The sequence below is a fragment of the Streptomyces sp. NPDC049915 genome, assembly GCF_040656475.1.
GTDB lineage: Bacteria > Actinomycetota > Actinomycetes > Streptomycetales > Streptomycetaceae > Streptomyces.
Window position 1 is genome coordinate 362,802 of record NZ_JBFAMH010000003.1, and the last position, 21,794, is coordinate 384,595.

Here is a 21,794-nt window from a genome sequence, read left to right on the forward strand (position 1 = left end):
GGGGCGCGGTCCACCGTCGTGCTGAGGTCGGTGCCGGCGCGCCCGGCGGTCAGGTCGTGGGTCGAGCCGGCAGAGCCGGCGAGGCCCAGAGCAACCGTGCGAACGGATCGGTGAAGACCTGCACGTTCATGCCGTGGCGCTTGTGCCTCTCCCCGCAGTAGCAGCGGATGCCGGCGGCGATGCGGTCGATCGGCGGCAGGGTGCCGTCCAGGATGACGAGCGCCTTCTGCTGGATCGTCCGCATCGCCTCGGCCAGGGATGGGGCGATGGCGGCCAGGGCCGACGGCTTCGCGTAGGTAGCAGTAGACAGTCACGATCCCGGTGCCGAACCCGGCGGCCGGCTGGGGGACAGGTGTCGCCGCACCGCGGGTGGGCCAGGGCGAGCAGGGCCTGTCACGAGGCGGGAAGGCGCCGCCAACGCGTCCCGATCTCCCGCCGCCTGGCGAACTCGTTCCTCATCGGGTGTCGCTCGGTGCGGAACTGCCGATCCTGCGCTGGCGCCGCCCGCAAAAACACCGGCCGATCCCGCCCGGCCAGAGCCACGCGATAGACGTTGTCGTACATGCCCGTTCCCAACTCCACCACGGACACAACAACGGCATCACCGCCGAACGCGCGCCGGCACACGGCCTCGATCTCCCCTGCGGTCAACGACTGCTGGAACGCCTCCGAGGCGCGCTCAACGGGGCTGGAACTCCACGTGCCGCACGCTACCGCGAAGGGCCGCCCCAGGGCGAGGTTCCCGTGCAGCTCCGTGGTGATGACCCCTGAGCCATCCTGCGCGGCGGTGTGCGTCAGACGAGTTTCAGGGTGCCAGGCGTCAGAGCCCGACCATCGCTCTTACCAACCGGTCGGATACAGCCACTGCTGCTTTCCGGCGTGTCACGCTCCGGGCCCGGCAGCAGGAAGGCCGACCTCCTGTCAGGGGAGGCCGGCCCCGATGGGGCGGATGGGATAAATGTGGCGTAGGTGACACTTCGGCCCTACTTTGGTGGATGACGGTCTTGCTTCGTGGACAGGACGGTGATGGTGCCACCGCGCGTACTCGTGATCGAGGACGACCCGGACGTGAGCGCCCTGCTGGCACGGCACTTCCGCGAGCTGGGATGCCCCGTGACCGTCGCCTCCTCGGGGGAACATGGGCTCGACCTCGCCTTCGCCGACCCTCCGGACATCGCGGTCATCGATGTGATGCTGCCCGGCATCGACGGCCGGGAGGTCATCCGCAGGCTACGGGCGGACGAGCGTACGCAGAGCTGCCATCTGGTCGTCTCCTCGGTACTCGACCCGGAGGACCTGGTCGACCTCGCGGACGCACTGTTGGCCAAGCCGTTCCGGCAGTCGTCCGTGGCCCGGCTCTTGGAGTCCTACCGGATTGCCGTGTCACAGGAGGAGTAATGGCCCACGTCCTGATAGCCGACGACGACGCGGACATCCGCGGTCTGGTGGCGTTCAAGCTGACCCAGAGCGGTCACCGTGTCACGGCCGTGGAGGACGGCCTGGCGGCGCTGCAAGCGGCGCGCGAGGACACGGTGGACCTGGCCCTGCTCGACATACGGATGCCGGGAATGTCGGGCCTGGACGTGTGCCGGGCACTACGCGCCGCGCCCAGAACCGCGACGCTCCCGGTCATCATGATCACCGCGCGGTCGCAGGAGGGGGACGTCGAGGTCGGCTTCGCGGCGGGCGCCGACGACTACATCATCAAGCCCTTCAGCCCCCGCGAACTGTCCAGCAGGGTCACCGCGCTGCTCAGCCGGGTGGAACGGTGATTCCCACAGGTATCGTGAGCGGCGCGCTGCTGTGTCTGCCGGCCGTTGTGGTGACGCTGAGCCTGATGATCGTCGTCAGCCGCGGCGTCCGCGGCCTGCGCCGGCACAGACGTGAACGCCTCGTGGCACCGGTGCGCGGTCTGCTGATGCAGCTGCTGTGCGCGGAGGAGGACGAGCAGAGCGAGCTGCTGAGCCTGCTTGCGGGGACCGACAGGCGGACCTGGACCGCCTTGGAGCCGACCCTGACGGCGCTGCTGGCCAAGGTGTCCGGTGCGGCCCGTACGGCGCTGGTCCGCCTGTACGAGCTCCGAGGCGCCGCCGTGGACGCCGTCGGTGATCTGTCGAGCTTCAGCGCGGCCCGCCGGGGTCGCGCCGCGCAGGTGCTCGGTCAGCTCCGCCACCGCCCCGCGGCCGGGGCGCTGTGCCGTCTGCTGGCCGACCGCGACTGCGAGGTGCGGCTGGCCGCCGCACGCGCGCTGGGCAGGTGCGGGGATCCGGCAACCGTGCCGTACCTCCTGGAGTCCCTGCACGGACCGCGGCCCGTGGCGCCCGGTGTGGTCACCGGTGCCCTCGTCTCGCTGGGGCCGGAGGCACAGCGCAGGGTCGCGGCCGGGCTGGAGCACCCGGAACCCCTCGTCCGGGCGGTGGCGATCGAGGCGCTGGGCGCGACCGGCGCGGTCTCCCAGGCGTCCGTGATCGCCCGCGCGCTGCGCGAGGATCCCTCCGTAGAGGTACGGATCAAAGCGGCACGAGCGCTCGGCAGACTCGGCATGCCCGACGGCCTGGAACCTCTGCTCGCGGCCGTCGGCCGCAGCGGGCCGGCCGCCCTGCGCATCGTGGCGGTCGGCGCCCTCGGCAGTCTCGGGGCCGTCGCCGCGACAGGCCGGCTGGCCTGGCTGGTCGGCGACCCCGACCCGCATGTGGCGGCCACCGCGGCCCGCGCGCTGCTGAAGCTCGGTCCGGCAGGGCAGGCGGTGCTGCGCGCGGCGGCGGGCGACCGTCCCGGTGGACCGGCCGCCGCCCAGGCCAGGGCCGCGCTCGACGAATGGGAGGTCGGGGGTGCGCGCCACGACCTCCGGGTGGAGGTGGCGCTGTGAGCGCGGCCGGCGAGGGGATGTGGGCGGAGCTGCTCAGCGTGGTGCACACCGTGATCGCCGTGACCGACAACGCGGTGATCATCTACTTCCTGGCCATCAACACCGGTTACCTGGTACTGGTCCTCCTGGCGGTCCGCGAGTTCATCAGAAGGGCGCGCCGGGCTCGCTTCGCGGGCTACGACGACGCCGCCTCCAGCCCGTTCACCCCGCCCGTCTCGGTGCTCATGCCCGCGCACAACGAGGCAGCCGGCATCGTCGAAGCGGTACGGGCCATGCTGCTGCTGCGCTACCCGGTGTTCGAGGTCGTCATCGTCGACGACGGATCCACCGACGGCACGCTGGACGCCCTGCGGGACGCCTTCGACCTCGTCGAGGTCGACTGCGTGGTCCCCCGTGACGTCCCCGCACGCGGCGACGTCACCTCGGTCCATCTGCCCCGGGGCGGCCCGGTGCCCCTGGTGGTGGCCCGCAAGGTCAACGGCGGCAAGGCCGACGCGCTCAACGTGGGGATCAACCTGGCGCGCTATCCACTGCTGTGCATGGTCGACGCGGACTCGATCCTCGACTCGCAGGCGCTGCTCGCCGTGGCCAAGCCGTTCAGCGACGACCCGATGCGGGTGGTCGCCACCGGCGGGGCGATCGGCCTCGCCAACGGCTGCACCGTCGTGGCCGGCCGCGTGGTCGAGCCGCACGCTCCCCCCGACCTGCTCGGACGCGTGCAGGTCGTCGAGTATCTGCGCGCCTTCTTCCTCGGCCGCACCGGATGGTCCCGGCTCGGCGGTCTGCTGATCATCGCCGGTGCCTTCGGCCTGTTCCGCAGGGACGCGGTGGTGGCGGCCGGCGGAATGGACCCGGACTGCATCGGCGAGGACGCCGAACTGGTCATCCGCCTCCACCGGCACATGCGCGAGCAGGGCCGCGACTACCGCATCGTCTTCGTCACCGAGCCGATCTCCTGGAGCGAGGCGCCCTCGCAGCGCAAGGTCCTCGCCAGGCAACGGCGGCGGTGGCACCGCGGCCTGACGGAGATCCTGATCAAGCACCGCCGCATGATCGGAAACCCCGCCTACGGCCGCATCGGGTTGCTGGCCCTTCCCTTCCACGTCGTCTTCGAACTGCTGGCTCCGCTGGTGGAGCTCGCGGGCCTCGTCCTGGTGCCCCTGGGCGTGCTGGTCGGCGCGGTGAACGTGGACTTTCTGTGGCACTTCCTGCTCGCGGCCTACGTCTACGCCCTCGTGGTCAGCATGGTGTCGGTCGTGGTGGAGGAGTACGCCTTCCACCGGTTCACGCAGTGGCGGGACGTCCGGGGCGTTCTCATCGGGGTGCTCGCAGAGAACATCGGATACCGCCAGCTGACGGCGTGGTGGCGGCTGCGCGGGCTGTGGGACGGGCTGCGCCGGTCCCCCCAGGAATGGGGCTCGATGACCCGCGCCGGATTCGGCTCTTCCAGTCAGGCGAGTGAGGGCGGAGGTGATCGGGCATGAACGTTTCCGGAAGGGCCGGCGCCCCGGTGGCGCGTCGGCTCGGCCTCGCGTTCGCACTGCTGACCCTGCTGATCGCGCTGTGCGGGACCGGTACGCTGACCGGCGCGCTGCTGCTGGAGAGCCGGCACGACCGTCTCACGCACCGGGTGCACCCCGCCGAGGACGAGAATCTGCGCCTGGCCAACACGGGCGTCAGCGCGCAACGTTCGATGCGCGGCTATCTGATCACAGGCGACCAGGCCGAACTCGACGCCTTCCGCATGGCCCGGGACGCCATTCCGGCGATCATCGACGACCTTCGCGGGTACGGAGTGGTGGACGAACGTGAACTCGCGACGCAGCAGCGGCAGCTCCAGGCGTATCTGCGCGTCACCGCGGCGCAGGAGCACGCCGCCCCGAGAAGCGAGCGGGCCGCCGCGCTCACTCGTGAGGCCACTCGGCGGTTCGAGGAGTTCCAGGCCACCAACGACCGCGTGAGCGACCGACTGGCCGCTCAAGGGAATCGTCTGGAGGAGCACGCCGACACGGTGATCCGGTTCGGCGTCGCGGGCCTCGGTGTCGCGGTGGTCGCGGCCGTCGCCGTGGCCGTGTACACCTCGATGCGCACCACCCGTGCCCTGACCAGACCGCTGCGGAACACCGAGCGGACGCTCGCCAGGCTCACCGCGGGGGAGCACTCGGCGCGGGCCGACGAGGACGGTCCGGAGGAGATCAGGGCGGTGGCCCGGTCGGTCAACCTGCTCGCGGACGAGAGCAGTCGCCTGCTCACGGTCGAGCAGGAGCGGCAGAGACTGTCGGGGGCCGCGAGGGAGACCGGCATCCGGATCAGGGACCGCCTCGACGTCGACTACGTCCTCGACACCGCGTGCCGCGGCATCGGCGAGGTCCTGGCCGCCGACTACGTCTTCATCCTGCTCGCCGAGAACGACCGTGCCGAGTTCCCCCTGGTCCGGGTGTGGTCCGCACAGCGCGGCCTGCTGTCGGAGGAGGAGGGGAGAAGCATTCCCACGCTCCCGGCCGACGTGGTCCGCGACCACTACCGGCGCGGAACGGTGTGGTTGCTCACCGACATTCCCCAGTACACCTCCGACAGCCGGCCGATCCCGGGCGCCCCCGGCTCCTTCGGGGAGACCGGCATGCCGGCCGAGAACCGCGCTGCCGCGGCGGAGCTGGACCTGGACTCCGCGGTGGTCATCCCCGTCGGAGTGGGCGAGGAACCGATCGGTGCGGTGGCCGTGGCCCGTACCAGCTCCGACCGCCCCTGGCGTCCGGTGGACATGGAAATCGCCGAGTCCATGGCCAGCGGTGTCGGCCGGGCGCTGCACACCGCCCTGCTGTACGAGCAGGAGTCGAGCCTGGTGGAGAAGCTGCGTGCCCTGGACAAGGCCAAGAGCGACTTCCTGTCCACCGTCTCGCACGAGCTGCGCACCCCTCTGACCAGCATCGTGGGATACATCGAGTTGCTGAAGGACGAGGACACCGGTCCGCTCAACCCGCCCCAGCTGCGCATGCTCGACATCGTCGACCGCAACGCGAACCGGCTGCGGGCATTGATCGAGGACCTGCTCACTCTGTCCCGCATCGAGTCGGGAGCGTTCACCTCCCGGAAGACACCGGTCGACCTGTGCCGGGTGGTGACATCGGCGGCCGACGCGATGAGGCCGGCCGCCGATGCCGCCTCGGTCTCACTGGAGACCACGTGCCCCGAGCAGCCGCTTGTCCTGCACGCGGACGGCGACCAGCTCGACCGGGTCCTGATCAACCTGCTGTCCAACGCGGTGAAGTTCACCCCCGGCGGAGGCAACGTGAGCGTCCGTACCGACCAGCGGGACGGGGAGGCGGTCCTGAGCGTCAGCGACACCGGCATCGGCATCCCCGCGGCCGAGCAGCAGAAGCTCTTCCAGCGGTTCTTCCGCGCCTCGAACGCCACCGACCAGGCCATCCCGGGAACCGGTCTCGGGCTGACCATCGTGCACACGATCGTCGCCAACCACGGCGGGCGGACCGAGGTGCACTCCGAAGAGGGCCGGGGCACCACGATCACCGCCTTCCTGCCGCTCGCCGGCACGGACCACGCGGAGGGCGCCGCCTGAACGGCGTTGCGGTGGGCGCCGGTTCAGACGGTGTCCTCGAAGGTCACCCCCCGCGCCCGGAAGTCACCGACGACGCCCTGCACCTCGGCCGGGGTCAGCACCTGGTCCTTGAGGTGATACACGTAGTCGACCGTCTCCTCGTACGAGCGTGACCGCTTGCTGGTCGTGCCCAGGAGGTCGATCAGCCAGTGGTTGAAGCGGATGTCCATCGACGTCTCGGGCAGGTACGGCTCCCCGTGCGAGGCGAAGAGCCTGCCGTCGATGTAGTAGTTGACACTCGCGGTGTCGACGGTGATGACCAGGTTGTGCCAGCCGTCGAAACCGGCGCGCTCCTGGGTGGAGATGTTCACCTCCTGGGTGTCCGAGTAGGTCTCCCAGGACGTGGCGAGCAGGGCGCTGCTGGGGATGCCCCATCCGCCGTTGGGCAGGTACTCGAAATCGAGTTCGCTGTAGTCCGGGTCCAGGGGGAAGTTGAGCGGCGAGATGGTGAAGAAGGTCTGCACCATGTGGTCGCCGTCCGGTCCGGCCGCGGGCGTGTCGCTGAAGCGGACGCGGGCGGCGTAGGTGCCGCGGAAGAACTTGCGCTGCGTGTGAATCTCGCTCTCGGAGGTGGTGGAGGCCGTGCCGCTGCTACTGGCGCGCAACGTCATGAGGGAGTTGCCGCCGGACTCCGTGGTGAAGGTGATGTACGACGGCCGCCAGGTGGCTCCCGGAACACCGGGTCCGCCCTGGCCCGACTTCAGGGTCCAGCCGTGCTGGGTGAGCTGCGGATCCGTGTAGCCGGCGTAGTTGAAGTCATCGAACAGCGCCTGGCCGACGACGGGTTGGGCGACCGCGGCCCGGGCGGCATCGGCCTTCCCGGGGAGGGCGGTGAGGGTGGCGCAGACCAGGCCGGTCGCGGCAAGCACGAGGGCTGCCCGCTTCCGGAGAAACTGGGCGCATCCGAGCATCGGTTGACTGCCTTTCGTGAGCTGAGCAGGGCAGGGCGAGGTTCGGTGCCGGAGAAGGCCGAAGGAGAGGTGCGGCATTGCGCAGGGGCGGCAGTTGATGCGGACTGCCGGGCCGTGAGCGGGTGCAACGGCGGGCGGGTCGGGTGACGTCAGGGCAGCGGCTGGGCGTTGCCGCAGGCAACTGATTCGCTGTCAGGAGCGTGGCACAGCAGGCCCGGACGCGACAGAGCTTGGCCCCGGGACCACCCGAATGTGTGAGGTGGCGCCTGGTGAAACGCGAAAACGCCGCCCCCTCGGTCATCGGGGAGCGGCGCTTTGGCGCACGATGTCCGTGTGTGCGTCTGTGAAGCGCGGTTACTTCACCGGCTCCGGGGGCTCCGGCTCGCTCTCCGCCTCCGCCTCACCCGCCGGATCGACCGGCGTCTTCACTGACTCCAGCAGCTGCGCAACGGCGACCACGAGCGCCGCATCCACGGCCCGCGCCCGCGGGCCGAGCACGGCCGCACCTTCCCGCTGCGGTAGCCCCGGCAGGGCCCCGGCCCCCGACCGCCCGCCGCCTGCGCCCCCTTCGCAGGAAGCGCGGGGTCACGGCAGCACGGCCGTGACCCATGGCACCGTCCGGCCGACCTCGAACCGGTACCCGGGCTCCGGCAGGGGCGCGGTCTGTGTCGGGGTGGCCCGCACGGTGCCGTACACGTCCACACCGGCCGGCACCGACCGCACCCGTCCCTCGGCCTCGACGTCGTACGTGCCCGGGCCCGGGTACGGCAGCGTCCCGGAGGCGGCCGTGCCCCCGTCACGCCGCGCCGTCCAGGTGCCCGACGTGGCGCACGCCGGCCGCCCTCCGCTTCCGGGCCGGCGGCATCTCGCCGGCGTCGACACCGTCATCGTCGGCGCGCCACCGCCGACGCACAGGCTGACCTGGGCCCGCTGTCCGCCCGGGCCGCGCAGCACACCCTCGGGCGCGCACAGCGTCACCGGGCCGTCGTCCGTCGGCGGCGGGCCGGGAGCGGCCCACGCCGGCGACACCAGGGCGAGGCGCAGTGGAGCCGCCCCCGCCGGAGTCCTGAGCCTGCACGCAGCCGTCGGCACCGTCGTCCTCCCACAACTCCGACCGGCCCGCCGCCGGTCGTCCGCACCGAGGATGCGGGCACCGGCCGCCCGCCCCGCGGCTCCCACGCCGCCGCGCGCCGGACGGTCACCTGCGGGCAGCAACGGCCGCCGGGTGATCTTCGAGTGCGCGCGAAGTCCTGGGCTCCCCTTGTCAGCCGCTGACGAAGGCAGGAGCAGCAACGATGCAGTACCTGAAGCTCGGTTCGACAGTTCCGCGAACCCGTCGGTTTCCCGTCGCAGGCGACTGCATGATCGACGCGGCGATCTGTGACGGCGACATCGTGACCGTGCGACGGCAGGTCAGCGCCGACCACGGCGACATCGTCGCCGCACTCCTGGAAAACGAGGCCACCATCAAGGTGCTCCGCCGACAGGACGGGCGGGTGTGGCTCATGCCCCGCAACCCGGCCTACCAGCCGGTCCCCGGCGACCAGTCGGCCGCGAGCACCTGGTCATGGCCGACTACTTCAAGGGCCGGCCGATGTACGAAACGGCGGCCGCGCTCGCCCTGGACGAGGACCTGGTGGGCTGCGTGGTCTCCGAGCGGGTGGCGTGGGAGGAGGCGAGCCTGCCCCATGACGCGGCCGCGGCGCGGATCGGCTGGCACTGGCGGGACATCGAACGGCGGCAAGCTCCACGGCGCCAAGGGCTACGACTGCATCCACCTGCGGCGATGGTTACGCGGGCGGGGCATCGCACCTCGGATCGCACGCAAGGGAAGGGAGTCCGGCCAGCGGCTGGGCCGGCACCGCTGGACCATCGAACGCACCATGGCCTGGCTCGCCGGCTGCCGACGCCTGCACCGGCGCTACGAACGCAAAGCGAGCCACTTCCTGGCCTTCACCAGCATCGCCTGCACCCTCATCTCCCTGCGCCGCCTCACCCGCTGATGTGCCGCTGCAACAGCTCGACTGCCAGGTTGTGGCCGTAGTGAACGGCGAGGTTCATGGGCGTTTGCCCGTCGGGACCTGGGAGCTGCGGATCAGCGGCGAAGGCCAGGAGCACTGCGGTGGTGTGCACAGTCAGCGGACTGCCGCTCTGCAAGGCGCCATCGCCTTCCGCATCAATGGCGTGCGTAAGGAGAGTCATGTTGTGGCATACCTCATCGGGATCCCCTCCCTTGGCCAGCAGCTGAGCCAGGGTCTGTGCGTCTTCGCTCTCCACCGCTATATGTGCCGGTGCACAGGTGTTCTCCACGCCGGAATTCAACCCCTGCTGCACCAGTCCAACCAAGCCTTTTCCCGGCATCTGCTCGCCGATTGAGATGGCTTGTAAAGATCAAGCTAGCCCTCCCGCGCGACGCTGGTGATCACCTCCCGCAGCCGGGTCGCGTACAGCGACAGGTTCTTGTGCGCGATGTCGGTGTCCGGATAGCGGCATGCGAACCACAGGCCCTCGTGGAGTCTGTTGACCCAGACGCAGACCCGGTCGCCGTACGACACCCTGACCAGTCCGTAGGCCTTCAGCTCGGCCCACCGCTCGGAGCCGGGGACGTAGCGGGCGTCGAGGAAGGACACCAGGGAGTACAGGTCGGGAGAGGTGGGGCGGAAGTCCGTTCCGAGCAGTCGCAGCACCCGCTCGAGGGGGGTGCGGGCCAGCCGCTGATTGGCGCGCAGTGCGGTGCGTGCGTTCTCCAGAGCTCCGTGGAAGTCGCGGAGCTCCGCCAGCTGGATCTCGACCGGTGCCCCGCCGACGTACCAGCCCACGGAGTCCGACCAACGGGACGTCGCCCGGGTGTGGAACGGTACGACGGTGCGGAAGACGGGTTCCCCGGCGATCTCATGGACGATGAGCGCGGTGGCCGCCAACATGCCGACCAGACTGCCGCCGTAGGGGCGGCAGTGTGCCTCGAACGCGGCGGCGTCGTCGGCGTCCACAAGCGGCTCGCACAGCACTTTCTGCGGGGGCAGTCCCCCGCCGGGGTCCAGGCCGAGATCGACGGGGAAATTCGGCAGCTGCCCGTCGCAGTTCTTGATGAACTCCCGCCAGCGGGCCACCGTGTCATGGCCGTCGTCGATGTGGTCCGCGTCCGCCCGTTCGGCTTGGCAGAAGTCGACGTAACTGGCGACGGGTTGCTGCTTTGGGGAGCGGCCCGCCGCGGCCGCCGCACAGAGTTCGTGGAGGGCGGCGGGAATGTTCTGGAGCGAGTAGGCGTCGACGTTGCTGTGGTCGAAGGCCATGTACACGCTGGTGCTGTCGTCCCGGAAGACCGCCGTGTAGATGAAGTTGGGCCACCGGAGTGCGTCCGCCACGATGTCGAACCGGTTCTGGAGGTGCACGGCCAGCGCCGTCTCGTCCGTGAAGTCGCCGATGTCCTCCCGGTGCAGGCGCACGTCCTCGCTGTCGAGCGTGAACCGGACCATCTCGTCGTCGGGCGGCCCGGACCAGGTGAAGCCGCTGCGCAGTGTCTCGTGCCGCAGTGTCCAGGCGTGCAGGGCGTCCTGGAGGACGTCCAGGTCCGTCCGGCCGGGGAGATCGAAACTTACGCCGATCCAGGTGGGTACGAACAATCCGTCCTCACGCACGGACCGGGAGGCCCTGATGTGCGACTCCTGGATATAGGCCGGGGGCCGGGAGTCCTCCGGGAGGCCCTTCACCGTCGCGGCGGCGGCCGGATCGAGCGTCCACTCCACGAGTCGTCCGGGCCGGACCTCACAGTGCTGGATGTCCGTCATGCGCACGAGGTGTCTCCGTTCGCCGATGTGATGTACGGATCATCAGTTGCCGTGGGGGTGGACGCCCCATACCGAAAGGCGCGACTTTTCAGTGGAACGGATGGCATCCCGCAGGGTGAGCACTCCGGAAGGCGGTTGACGCTGGAAGGGGGCTTGTTGGTGTGCGGGGTGGTGGCTGGTCTGGGGGTGTGGGTTCGCTGAGAGATGGAATTGGCGGTTCGAGCGGGTGGGGTGGGGTGTGTGAGCTGGGGCTATGTGTTCTGCGTCGAGGGTGGCTGGGTTCGTTGTAGGTAGCTCTGGCGTGAAAAGGCCTGGTTGGTGTTTACGCTGGTCAGGGCTGTTTCGCGTGCTCGGCGGGTGGGGTTGGCGGCCTCGGCGGGCGGCGGCGGCGGTGGTGGGTTTCGGCCCTCCACCGGTCAGAGTGGTTCATGACGACCGATCTGACCGAGCACCCGCGGCACGCGCCCGCCGCGCCGTACGAGCGCGAGGTCCGCACGGAGGGCCCGGTCACGGTCGTTTCCCTCCACGCCTCTCCTCGGGAGAGGTGGCGGCGCGCGGCACCATCGCAGTGATCGGCGCCGATGCGATCGCCGATCGCATCGAGACGGACGCGGCGCACCGAGACGCGGCCTGGGCCGCGCCATGATGAGCGCTCTGGCGGAGGCCGCCGTGGCGCAGGGGGGCCCGTACCGGTCTTCTCATCGCCGGTGAGGAAGGCCAGCGCCTCTACTCCTCCCTCGGCTGGCGCCCCAAGGCGTCCTGATCGCCTTCCGGGGGCCGGGTCGTCCCCTCCGACCGGTAGGACTGCCGCACGCCGGCCGATCCCCCCTTACGCACGGCGCCGTCCGGGCGAGAAGACGAGCGCCGAGGCGACCTCAGTGAACGCCACGGCCTGCGTCGCGCGCTCGGCCGACCCGCACAGTTGTGGGGGAGACGTCGGCGAGGTCTTCTGCTCGTGCCGCAGCGACGGCCTCATGACTGGTTCTCGTTGCCGTGCGGCAGCCGGTCGATCGCGCGGACCGTGGCGTCGCGGGCTTTCGCCACCCGGTCCAGCTCCGCGCGGTGCTCTGCGATCGCGGCCTGTTCGTAGGCCGACTCGACCGCGAACCAGACTCCTACGAGGTTGGTGCGCGCCTTGCACGCGACGTCCGCCCGCGCCTGGGCGATCTCGCTGCGGGGCGGGGTCGCGCCGTTCGACGAGGGCACCTCGTCCATGGGGGTGGTCATTCTGAAGCCCCGGGCGTTCATGCACGCCGACCATGCCGAGAAGACCTTCGTGACCCGGGGATCGGACATGGACCGTTCGAAGCCGTCGGCCTTGATGCTGGTGACGATTCCGTCCGTATCGGTGCCTGGCCCCTGCGAAGCCCCGGCGCCGAGGAGCCGTTCGGCCTCGCCCAGGCATCCGCCCCTGGGGACCGGCCGGCCACGGTACGAGGTGAGGGGCGTGCCCGAGCTGTCCACCCCCGTGAGGACACTTTGGGCCGCCGCTGAGAGGGACGAAGGCTTCGCCGCCTTCGCCGCGGTGGCTCCGGAGGGCTCGGGGGCGGGGGTGTGGTAACCCCAGGTCCGGGCCTCCGCGGCGTCGGTGAGCCCGTACCGCCGGTACAGCACGGTGTACGCGTCCAGCGCCTCTCGCTCCGCCGCCGAACCTGCCGGCAGGCGGGCCGCCGCAGGGTACGGCACGGACAACCTCCGCACGCACGCCCGTACGGCCGCGTCGTCCACCTCGTCGTATTCCAGGGCCTGCCGCGGGGTCAACATGTAGCGCTCCACGGGCAGATGAAGGTGCTCCACCCCGACGATCCGCGGAATCGCGCCCACCGCGGGCGGTGCAGCCTGATGGGACGGCTGGGCCGACCGGGACGAGCACGCGCTCAGGGCGGCCAGCACCAGCGCGCCGCCGGCGAGTGCGACGCGTCGTGGTAGCCGCCGACGCGGTGTGCGTCGTTCACGCTGTACTGGTCGTGCGGGGGCGGGTGCGGAGACGTAGGCCATGGCCATCGCTTTCTCGGCAATCGGGCACGCGGTGCCCCGCCCATCGGCGGGGCACCGCGTACTCACGGGTCTGCTCGGCTCAGTGACCGAGACCGGGGCAGCGGGTGTGGTCCGAGACGGCGATGGACGCCTCGTTGTTCCGCATCCAGCTCGTGAGGTTCCCGCCCTTGTGGGGCGACAGCCAGTTGGAGTCCCCGCGGTAGTTCGTCGAGTACCAGATGCCCACGTTGCACACCGTGCCGTTCTGCGCGGAAGCGGCGTTGTTGCGGACCTTCTGGCCGTAGCCGGCCCCGCTGCCGCCGAACCGCTTCGTTCCCAGGTCGCCGACCTTGAGCAACGTCGTCCGGTACGCGGCGTTCTTGGCGTTGGGGGAGTAGTACAGGCAGAGGTCGTAACGGCTCCGGACGTCGCAGTCGGACCTGCTGTTCCAGCTGGAGATGTTCGCGCTGCGGGCCTCCGCGTGTCCGGCCAGGGCGCCCAGCGCCAGCGCCGCCGTGGCCATGAGCACTCCGGCACGGGCCGGCGTCCGCTTGATGATCGTCATGTTCGTTCTCTCCCGGTGTCTGTGTGACCACAACAGGTGCGGTGCGGTCCCCGAAGCCCCCCGGCCAGGCGGAAGACGGAGCCCGTCACCCGCGATCAGGAGACGTGGAGGGCGTGGGGCCGCCAGGTGCTGCCGCCGTGCAGGCCGGCCGGCACCTGCAACCGGTCTAGTACGTCATCGTTGTCCGGTGCCGGTGAGCGGGCACCGGACAACAGCGGCCGGACAACGACGGCTCAGACACGCAGGTCAGGAGAGTGGGCCCGGTGTGCTGCCACTGCAGGGCACGTCATGGGCAGGGCTGGTCCAGCGACGGTTCGGGCATGTACCGGTGCCACTGCCGCGCGGTGACGGCGCCGGTCGAGGCGCACAGGCGGCGGATCGCCTGGCTGACGTCGAGGTTCCACAGCCGCACGGTATGGTCGTCGCTCGCGCTCGCCAGAGTGTGGCCGTCAGGGCTGAACGCCACGTCGTCGATCGGCCCGGTGTGGCCGACGAGGGCGGTGCCCAGCTGGGACGGATGCTCCGGATCGGTGACGTTCCACAGGACGACGGTGTGGTCGTCGCTGCTGCTGGCCAGAGTGTGGCCGTCCGGGCTGAAGGCGACCCCGTACACGAAGCTTGTGTGACCGAGCAGGGGCTCGGCCAGGGCCAGCGGCCGTGCGGGGGCGGTGACGTTCCACAGCCGTACCGTGTGGTCGACGTTGGCGGTGGCCAGGGTCCGGCCGTCGGGGCTGAACGCCACGCCGTACGCACCGCCGCTCCGGGCGGCGAGCGGCCGGCCCAGCAGGGCAGGCCGGTAAGGGCGGGTCACGTCCCACAAGCGGGTGGTGTCGTCCGCGGAGGCCGTGGCCAGCACGTGCCCCCGCGGGCTGAATGCCAGAGCAGTGACCGCTCCGGTGTGCGCGGTGAGCGGCTCACCGATGCCGGTCGCGTGCGCCGGCCGGGAGACGTCCCACAAACGGACCTTTTGATCGCTCATGCCCGCGCTCGCCAGCGTCCGGCCGTCCGGGCTGAAGGCGACCGAGCTGATCTCGCCCCGGTGGCCGGTGAGCGGACTGCCCAGAAGCTTGGCGCGCGCGGGATCGCGCACGTCCCACAGCCGGATGGTGCCGTCCCGGCTGGCGCTGGCCAGGATTCCCCCGCTGGGGCTGAACGCCAGTTTCCGCACGGCGTTGCGGTGGCCGGTGAGAGGCCGGCCGAGGGGCGTGGGCCGCAACGGGTCGGTGACGTCCCACAATCGGACGGTACTGTCGGTGCTGCCGCTGGCCATGATGTGCCGCACCAGGCTGAACGCCACGGTGTTGACGTAACTCGGGTCCGGGATGACGGTGTCCGGGAGCTTCCAGAGCCTGACGGTGTGATCGGCTCCGGCCGAGGCGAGGCTGTGCCCGTCCGGGCTGAACGCCAGCCAGTAGACGTATTCGGTGTGACCGGTGAGGGGTTGCCCGAGCGGGACGGGTGCGGAGGGGTCCGTGACGTTCCACAGGCGGACGGTGTGATCGGCTCCGGCGGTGGCCATGACCCGTCCGTCCGGGCTGAAGGCGACCGCGTAGACCGTGTCGTCGTGTGCGGCCAGGGGTTTCCCGAGCGGGACGGGCGCGGTCGGGTCGGCGACGTTCCACAGGTGGACGGTGCGGTCGTTGCCCGCGCCTGCCAGGAGACGGCCGTCGGGGCTGAAGGCGACGGAGTACACGGTGTCCCGGAAGCCGGTGAGCCGCCCCAGACGCTGCGGCTTGGCCGGGTCGGTGACGTTCCACAGCCGAATGGTGTGATCGTGACCGGCGCTGGCGAGCGTGTGCCCGTCGGGGCTGAACGCGGCCGAGGCGACGGCGCCGTGGTCGTGTCCCCTGAGGGGGCGTCCGAGCCGCCGCGGGTGCGCCGGGTCCGCGACGTTCCACAGCCGGACCGTACCGTCGTCGCTCGCGCTGGCCAGGGTGTGTCCGTCCCGGCTGAAGGCCACGGAGAAGACGTAGCTGCTGTGACCGGTCAGCGGCTGTCCCCAGACAGCGGGGTGTGCGGGGTGGGTGACGTTCCACAGCCGCACCGTGTGGTCGCGTCCCGCGGACGCCAGGGTGCGGCCGTCGGGGCTGAAGGCGAGCCAGTAGACCCACTTGCTGTGACTGTCGACGGGCCGGCCGACCGGCACCGGGTCGGTCGGGTCCGCGACGTTCCACAGCCGGATCCGCCCGTCCGAGCCCCCGGCAGCGAGGGTGCGGTGGTCGGGGCTGAACGCGACCGCGAACACGGTGCCGCTTCCGGCGGTCAGGAGCCTGGACACCGGGGCGCCGGCGGCGCTGATCAGGTCGGTCTGCAGCTCGGGCCGCGGACGGATGCGGTAGGCGGCAATGTCCAGTTGGGCGGCGAGCGAGGGGTCGGTCTGCCGTAACTGGCCGGCCTCGGTCTGCACCTCCCCGGCGATGGCGTTGTTGCGTTCGGCCTGGGCGGTGGCGCTCTTCTTGAGCGCTACTCCGGCGGCCACGGACGCGACGAGGGCCAACACGCACACGGCGGTGATTCCGGCGCGGCGCAGACGTGCCGCGCGGCCCGCGTGCCGGACGGACGCGGCGAGGAACTCCTCCACCCGGGGGCCGGCGGCCGGACCGTCGCCACGGGTGGCGGCCCACTGACGCGCCGCGGCCAGCACGCCGCCCCGGTACAGGGCACCGGGGTCGCGGCCCTGCCGTTGCCAGACGGCGGCCGCCTCGGTGATCTGCTGGTGCATGAGCAGACCTGCCCGGTCCTCGTCGATCCACTGACGCAGCCTGGGCCATGCGTGCAGCAGTGCCTCGTGGGTGATCTCGGCGCTGTCCCTGTCCAAGGTGACCAGCCGCGCCTGGGCGAGGAGGTCCAGAACGGCACCGTTGTCCGGGCCGAGGTCCTCGCGCGCCACGGGCCGTTTGGTGTCGTCGGTTCCGTCGCCGAGTGACACCATCCGCAGCAGTACGGAGCGGGTGAGCCGCCGCTGCTCGGCCGTCATCTGCTCGTACAGGGCCTCGGCGGTGTTGGCCAGGGCGTGCGGGATGCCGCCCGCGGCCTCGTAGCCACTCAGGGTCAGCGTGTTGCCGCGACGGCGCAGCCAGGTCTCTCGCATGGCGTGGGAGACCAGCGGCAGGACGCCCGGCTGTCCGGTGGCCTCCGCTACGACCCGGGCCAGCAGGCCCGTCTCCACGGCGCACTCGGAGCGGACCGCCGGCCGGCTGACGGCGCGGCGCAGTTCCTCCGTCGACATGGGGCCGACCAGCAACTGCGCGTCCTGGAGAGCCGCCACGAGTTCGGGGTGCTGCGAGCAACTCGCGTAGAAGTCGGCCCGCACTCCGATGACCACGCGGGTACGGCTGTTGGCGGCTCGGGCCGCCGTGAGTAACGCGCCGACGAAACGGTCGCGTTCGTCCTTGCTCCGGCAGAGGGTGAAGATCTCTTCGAACTGGTCGACGACCAGCAACAGATCCGTGTCGTCGGGGCAGTCCGCCTTGACGAGTGCCTGGAGGACCGCCTGGTGCAGGGACCGGGAGTCGGTGCTGAGCTCTCTGTGAAGGGCGGACGCCGTGCCCCCGGCGAAGGCCGAGAGACGGGCGGCACACTCCTCCAGCGGATGCGCTCCAGGGGTGAACAGCAGGACCGGCAGGCCCGGACCGCCGACCGCATCGCCCCCGCGCAGACGAGGGATCAGACCGGCGCGCAACAGCGAGGACTTGCCGGATCCCGACGCCCCGAACACGGCGAAGAACCGGGCTGCGCGGACCCGGGCGACCAGATCGTCCGTGAGCCTCTCACGCCCGAAGAACCGGTCCGCGTCCTCCGGCTGGAAAGCCGACAGCCCCACATAGGGGCACGGCCGATCCTGCTCCCGGCCCGCGTCGTCCCCTTCGTGCGGCGAGGCGGAGGCCAGACCCGCGGCGACCTCGTGCCAGCGCGCCTTCCATTCCTCCTCGTCGCCGCCGCACGCCCGGACGAAGGCGAGCGTTACCTCCAAGGTGGGCAGCTTTCTTCCCCCGGCCGCGTCCGCGAGCGTCGTCGACGAGTAGTGCGCCGCCGCCGCGAGCTGACGGTAGGTGGGCTTGCCTGCCGTGTCCCGTAACCGGCGCAGCTCCGCGGCGAAGCCGGTCAGTGCGCTGCCATCGTCCTCCAACGGCTTTTCTCTCCGCGGCACTTGATACCCCCAAGGTCGGAGAAGCGTCGCCGGGAGCCTACTTGTCCGGAGCCGGTTGTCCGAAGACTCTTCACCGACACCGGACAACGCGTCCTGCCGTAGAACCGAATCGGCGACCGGCTGACGCGGGGGAACGGCCGACGCCGTCCAGGGACGAGAGAGATGGCCGTACAGCTGCAACGAAACGCAGGCCGCCCTCTTCCCGACTCGACCTTCTCTTCTCCCTGAACCTGAGGAGTACCGGACATGCTGACGAACATTCCTGCGGCCACCCGCCCGGTGCGGCGGGCCCGGCGGGCCGTTCTCGGTCTGCTGACCGCCGCGGTCGCGACCGGCGCCCTGGCGGCCGCCCCGGGCCCGGCTTCGGCGACGGTCTCGACGGCCGCCAGGCCGGCTGCCACCTCCCCCCAGATCAAGCTGGCCCAGCGGGACCTGAACGGCCTGGCCTACGGCGCCGGTCAGGTGGACGGTGTCGGCGGCCCCAGGACCAAGGCGGCGACGCAGTCCTTCCAGAGCGACCGGTGCCTCGCCGTCGACGGCGTCATCGGGACGCAGACGCTCGCCGGGCTCACCTCCGAGGTGAAGCAGGTGCAGACCAAGGCCGGGGTGCAGGCCGACGGTGACTACGGGAGCGGCACGACGAGCGCGGTGAAGAAGTACCAGTCGAAGCACCACCTGTCGGCCGACGGCATCGCCGGCGAGCAGACGATGAAGGCCATGGGCATCGAGCGGATCGTCAAGAGCTGCCACGCCACCTCGGCGCTCCGCACCAAGATCGTGAAGACCGCCCGGAGCCAGATCGGGGTCACGGCCAACTCCCACCAGTGCGTTCCCGGCAAGCCCTACAGCGTGTGCACCGAGTGGTGCGCGGCCTTCGCCACGTGGGTGTGGCGGCAGTCCGGGGTCAGCATCCCCTTCATGACGTACGTGCCCAACGTCTACGACTGGGCCGTCCAGCACCACAGGTGGGTCGGCACCAGCGGCCTCAAGTCCGCGAAGCCCGGGGACCTGATCATCTTCGGCAGTGCGCACAACCGGTACCACATCGGCGTCGTCGACCAGGTCAGCGGCGCGACCGTGCGCGTCATCTCGGGCAACACGACCGATCCCGCCGGTTCCGGCCGGCACGGCGTCTACGACAAGAGCTACTCGCTGTCGGGCTCCGTCTTCTACGGCCTGGTGCGCCCGTAGCGGCCCATGCCCGGCTGCCCCGCCTGCCCCTGCCGGCGCGTCCGGCGGGGGCAGGCCATGACCGACCACGGAACACGAACGGAGAGACAGCGATGACGCATCCCCACGGGCGCGGTGCCGCCCCGGTGAGAGCCGGGTGGCGAACCCGCGGTGCGGCGGCCGTCGCCGCGCTGACGGCCCTGTGCGCCGGCGGCGCGGGCGTGGCCCACGCGGACACCACCGCGACGGCCGGGGCGAGCCGGTCCACCGCTTTGGTGCGGGGGCTCGACGTGAGCGGCTACAACCCGACGATCGACTGGAAGAAGACGGCCACCATGGGCGCCGCCTTCGCCTATGTGAAAGCGACCGAAGGAGTCACCTACACCAACAGCTACTTCCCGCAGCAGTACCAAGGGGCGGCCGGCGCCGGACTCATCCGCGGGGCCTACCATTTCGCCCGCCCGGACGCCTCCGGCGGACGCGCACAGGCCGACTACTTCCTGGCCCACGGCGGCAGGTGGCAGCGTGACGGCATGACCCTTCCCGGCGCTCTGGACCTCGAGGCCAACGGGCACGGCGCCACCTGCTGGGGGCTCAGCCGCAGCGCCATGACCAACTGGATCGCGGCCTTCGTGAACGAGTACCGCGCACGAACGGGCCGCCACCCGGTGATCTACACCTCCGCCGGCTGGTGGGCGTCCTGCACCGGCAACTACCGGGGGTTCGGCCGCACCGTCCCGCTGTGGATCGTCAACCAGTCCGGTACGCCCACCCCGCTGGCCGCCGGCTGGAACACTTACACCGTCTGGCAGACCGCCGAGTCGGGCCCCTTCCCGGGGGATCAGGACGTCTTCCACGGCACACGGAAGGATCTGAAGACCTTCGCCCTGGGCGACTACACGCCCCCGCCGCCCGCGCCGAGCTGGCCCCTGGTGCAGCAGGGCGCGACGGGGCGCCAGGTGGTCACCGTGCAGTACCTGCTCGACGCGCACGGGGCTTCCCTCGCGGCGGACGGGCGGTTCGGGGCGGGGACCCGGGACGCCGTGGTCTCGTTCCAGAGGAGCCGGAACCTGGCCGCCGACGGCATCGTGGGGCCGAACACCTGGCAGCGCCTGGTCGTCACCGTGCGGCAAAGCGACAGCGGTGCGGCCGTGAAGGCGGTCCAGGAGGAGCTGAAGGCCCACGGCGTCTCCGTGGCCGTGGACGGCCGGTTCGGGGCCGGCACCCGGAACGCCGTGATCACCTTCCAGAGGTCCAGGGGACTGACCCCGGACGGCGTCGTCGGCCCGAACACCTGGATGAACCTGGTGAGCTGACGCCGCCAGAGCCGTCCGGCTACCGTCCGATCCGCCGCATCCTCCCCGGCGGATCGGGCGTGCGCACCAATGAGTCTCCGCCAACTTGAAGCAGCAGGTCAAAGGGCTGGTGTGACCGGTTCTCGGCATGCTCACGTCGGCCGTGAACGACTGTCTGCTGAGTAGATCATCTGGCGGAGTTGTGCCGGGGCAGATCAAGCGTCGGGACAAGTCAATGGCAGTTCGAGGTGACGATCGGGCAGGGTAGACGGATGCCTGAGTCGCCCTTGGCCGGAGGCTTCGTCAATACGGTCGTTCGTGTCGGGGACACGGTCCGCCGTCCAGTCTCGACTCGCACGAGGTTCGGTGGGTGATCTGCTGAGGTTGCTTGAAGCACGTGGTGGGAGCGGTGCTCCGCGATATCTCGGTATGGACGACGAGGGCCGTGAAGTCCTCAGTTACCTCGAGGGGCATGTGGCATGGGAGCCGCGACAACCTGCTGCTGTCTCATCCGACAAGAGTCTGGCGACGGTCGCCCGGCTCGTGCGTGAGTTCCACGACCTGACTGCCGGCACCCCGCTGGCCGGCGACCAAGAAGTCGTGTGCCACAACGACCTGTCGTCCAAGACCACGGTCTATCAGCTGTGCGGGGGAGAGCTTCGACCAGCGGCATTCATCGACTGGGACCTTGCGGCGCCGGGCGCGCGGATCCACGACATCGCTCATGTCTGCTGGCAGTACGTCGAACTGGGCCCTTCGGTCACCGATGTCGAGGAGGCTGCCCAGCGGTTGAGGCTGATCGTTGACATCTAAGAGTTGGCGGACCGGCAACGTCTCGTGTCCACGATCTTGTGGTGGCAGGACCGGTGCTGGCGGGGCATCGAGTCCCGGGCTGATGCCGGTGACGTCGCCATTGCCCGGCTCCGTGACGCAGGGGCGGTAAGGCACCTTCGGGCGGCCTATCAGTGGGTTTCCGATCATCGGGGTGCACTGGAACGCTCAGTGCGGTGAGCGCGTGAGTAACGGTCGCGGTCGGTTCAAGACGGCCATCCACCGCGTACTTCAGACGGCGAGTCCGACCTTGGCGGTTGCGCCAGGTAAGCCTAGCAAGCAGTTCACCGGGGATGGCCACATCGAAGTGTACGGGCGTCGAGCCCACATGCACCGCCATGGTGCCGCAGCCCCCGGCGCCGAGCATCGACCAGTCGCCGTGCCCGGGACAGGCAGGGTCCTCCCAGGTTGCGGGCGCCGCGCCGCAGCAGTCGCGTTCCATGTCGATCACCCGCAGCTGACTCACCACGAAGCTCGGTCAGCCTCCAGAGTTCTACCGTCTGACCCCCGAGGCCGCTGGCGAGTTGGCGGAGGCTTGCCCCTCGTTTCATCTCCACTCATCGGCGGTCTGAACGCCGTGCGTGTCACCAGGGTCGACGCCTGTGGCTGGCTCGGCCACGAC

At 70.6% G+C, this 21,794-nt stretch carries 16 protein-coding genes and 3 pseudogenes; 10 read left to right on the top strand and 9 right to left on the bottom strand.

The window, feature by feature from the left end:
- Positions 1-38: 38 nt before the first annotated feature.
- Positions 39-459: pseudogene (locus tag AB0J12_RS06540) on the bottom strand (IS5/IS1182 family transposase); the annotation flags it as partial.
- Positions 460-1,011: 552 nt separating this feature from the next.
- Here AB0J12_RS06540 and AB0J12_RS06545 point away from each other — a divergent pair.
- The 5 genes from AB0J12_RS06545 to AB0J12_RS06565 are packed head-to-tail and all read left to right on the top strand — an operon-like array spanning position 1,012 to position 6,446.
- Complete coding sequence (locus tag AB0J12_RS06545) at positions 1,012-1,398, top strand: response regulator (RefSeq protein WP_363263071.1); 387 nt, start codon at positions 1,012-1,014, stop codon at positions 1,396-1,398.
- The gene (locus tag AB0J12_RS06550) at positions 1,398-1,772 is read left to right on the top strand and encodes a response regulator (RefSeq protein WP_363263072.1); all 375 of its coding nucleotides are present in this window, start codon (positions 1,398-1,400) and stop codon (positions 1,770-1,772) included. Before AB0J12_RS06545 ends, AB0J12_RS06550 begins: the two co-directional genes overlap by 1 nt.
- A complete protein-coding gene (locus AB0J12_RS06555; protein ID WP_363263073.1) occupies positions 1,769-2,869 on the top strand; it encodes a HEAT repeat domain-containing protein in 1,101 nt (366 codons plus the stop codon). The genes AB0J12_RS06550 and AB0J12_RS06555 overlap by 4 nt, the downstream gene beginning before the upstream one ends.
- On the top strand, positions 2,866-4,353 hold the full coding sequence (locus AB0J12_RS06560) for a glycosyltransferase family 2 protein (protein ID WP_363263074.1): 1,488 nt from the start codon (positions 2,866-2,868) through the stop codon (positions 4,351-4,353). Before AB0J12_RS06555 ends, AB0J12_RS06560 begins: the two co-directional genes overlap by 4 nt.
- On the top strand, positions 4,350-6,446 hold the full coding sequence (locus AB0J12_RS06565; RefSeq protein WP_363263075.1) for an ATP-binding protein: 2,097 nt from the start codon (positions 4,350-4,352) through the stop codon (positions 6,444-6,446). Before AB0J12_RS06560 ends, AB0J12_RS06565 begins: the two co-directional genes overlap by 4 nt.
- Before the next feature lie 23 nt (positions 6,447-6,469).
- On the opposite strand, the gene AB0J12_RS06570 is transcribed toward AB0J12_RS06565, so the two are convergent.
- From AB0J12_RS06570 to AB0J12_RS06580, 3 genes are all read right to left on the bottom strand, one after another.
- Positions 6,470-7,354: a glycoside hydrolase family 16 protein gene (locus tag AB0J12_RS06570; protein WP_363263076.1), complete on the bottom strand. Its 885-nt coding sequence runs from the start codon at positions 7,352-7,354 to the stop codon at positions 6,470-6,472.
- A 396-nt stretch (positions 7,355-7,750) separates the two neighbouring features.
- Positions 7,751-7,894, bottom strand: coding sequence for a hypothetical protein (locus tag AB0J12_RS06575; protein WP_363263236.1), 144 nt, complete (start codon positions 7,892-7,894; stop codon positions 7,751-7,753).
- 87 nt (positions 7,895-7,981) lie between these two features.
- The gene (locus tag AB0J12_RS06580) at positions 7,982-8,488 is read right to left on the bottom strand and encodes a hypothetical protein (RefSeq protein ID WP_363263077.1); all 507 of its coding nucleotides are present in this window, start codon (positions 8,486-8,488) and stop codon (positions 7,982-7,984) included.
- Between the two features lie 254 nt (positions 8,489-8,742).
- On the opposite strand from AB0J12_RS06580, the pseudogene AB0J12_RS06585 reads away from it, so the two are divergent.
- Positions 8,743-8,946 (top strand): annotated as a pseudogene (locus tag AB0J12_RS06585) (S24 family peptidase); the annotation flags it as partial.
- 192 nt (positions 8,947-9,138) lie between these two features.
- A pseudogene (locus AB0J12_RS06590) lies at positions 9,139-9,399 on the top strand (transposase); the annotation flags it as partial.
- Here the strand turns inward: AB0J12_RS06590 and AB0J12_RS06595 are convergent.
- From AB0J12_RS06595 to AB0J12_RS06615, 5 genes are all read right to left on the bottom strand, one after another.
- Positions 9,389-9,742, bottom strand: a complete 354-nt coding sequence (locus AB0J12_RS06595) for an ankyrin repeat domain-containing protein (RefSeq protein ID WP_363263078.1) — start codon at positions 9,740-9,742, stop codon at positions 9,389-9,391. The pseudogene AB0J12_RS06590 and the gene AB0J12_RS06595 sit on opposite strands and share 11 nt — an antisense overlap.
- Before the next feature lie 50 nt (positions 9,743-9,792).
- Positions 9,793-11,190 (bottom strand): condensation domain-containing protein, encoded by a 1,398-nt coding sequence (locus AB0J12_RS06600; protein WP_363263079.1) that lies wholly within the window; start codon positions 11,188-11,190, stop codon positions 9,793-9,795.
- Between the two features lie 966 nt (positions 11,191-12,156).
- Positions 12,157-13,008, bottom strand: coding sequence for a hypothetical protein (locus AB0J12_RS06605; RefSeq protein ID WP_363263080.1), 852 nt, complete (start codon positions 13,006-13,008; stop codon positions 12,157-12,159).
- Between the two features lie 253 nt (positions 13,009-13,261).
- Positions 13,262-13,726, bottom strand: coding sequence for a hypothetical protein (locus AB0J12_RS06610; protein ID WP_060898410.1), 465 nt, complete (start codon positions 13,724-13,726; stop codon positions 13,262-13,264).
- 286 nt (positions 13,727-14,012) lie between these two features.
- Positions 14,013-17,855, bottom strand: coding sequence for a helix-turn-helix domain-containing protein (locus tag AB0J12_RS06615; protein WP_363263081.1), 3,843 nt, complete (start codon positions 17,853-17,855; stop codon positions 14,013-14,015).
- 267 nt (positions 17,856-18,122) lie between these two features.
- Here AB0J12_RS06615 and AB0J12_RS06620 point away from each other — a divergent pair, with 267 nt between their 5' ends.
- The 3 genes from AB0J12_RS06620 to AB0J12_RS06630 all read left to right on the top strand — a co-directional run bounded on the left by AB0J12_RS06620 (position 18,123) and on the right by AB0J12_RS06630 (position 21,154).
- Positions 18,123-19,067, top strand: a complete 945-nt coding sequence (locus tag AB0J12_RS06620; protein ID WP_363263082.1) for a peptidoglycan-binding protein — start codon at positions 18,123-18,125, stop codon at positions 19,065-19,067.
- A 92-nt stretch (positions 19,068-19,159) separates the two neighbouring features.
- The gene (locus tag AB0J12_RS06625; RefSeq protein WP_363263083.1) at positions 19,160-20,362 is read left to right on the top strand and encodes a GH25 family lysozyme; all 1,203 of its coding nucleotides are present in this window, start codon (positions 19,160-19,162) and stop codon (positions 20,360-20,362) included.
- Positions 20,363-20,770: 408 nt separating this feature from the next.
- Positions 20,771-21,154 carry a phosphotransferase gene (locus AB0J12_RS06630; RefSeq protein WP_363263084.1) on the top strand — a complete coding sequence of 128 codons (384 nt, stop codon included), beginning with the start codon at positions 20,771-20,773 and terminating at the stop codon, positions 21,152-21,154.
- The last annotated feature ends 640 nt before the right edge of the window (positions 21,155-21,794 follow it).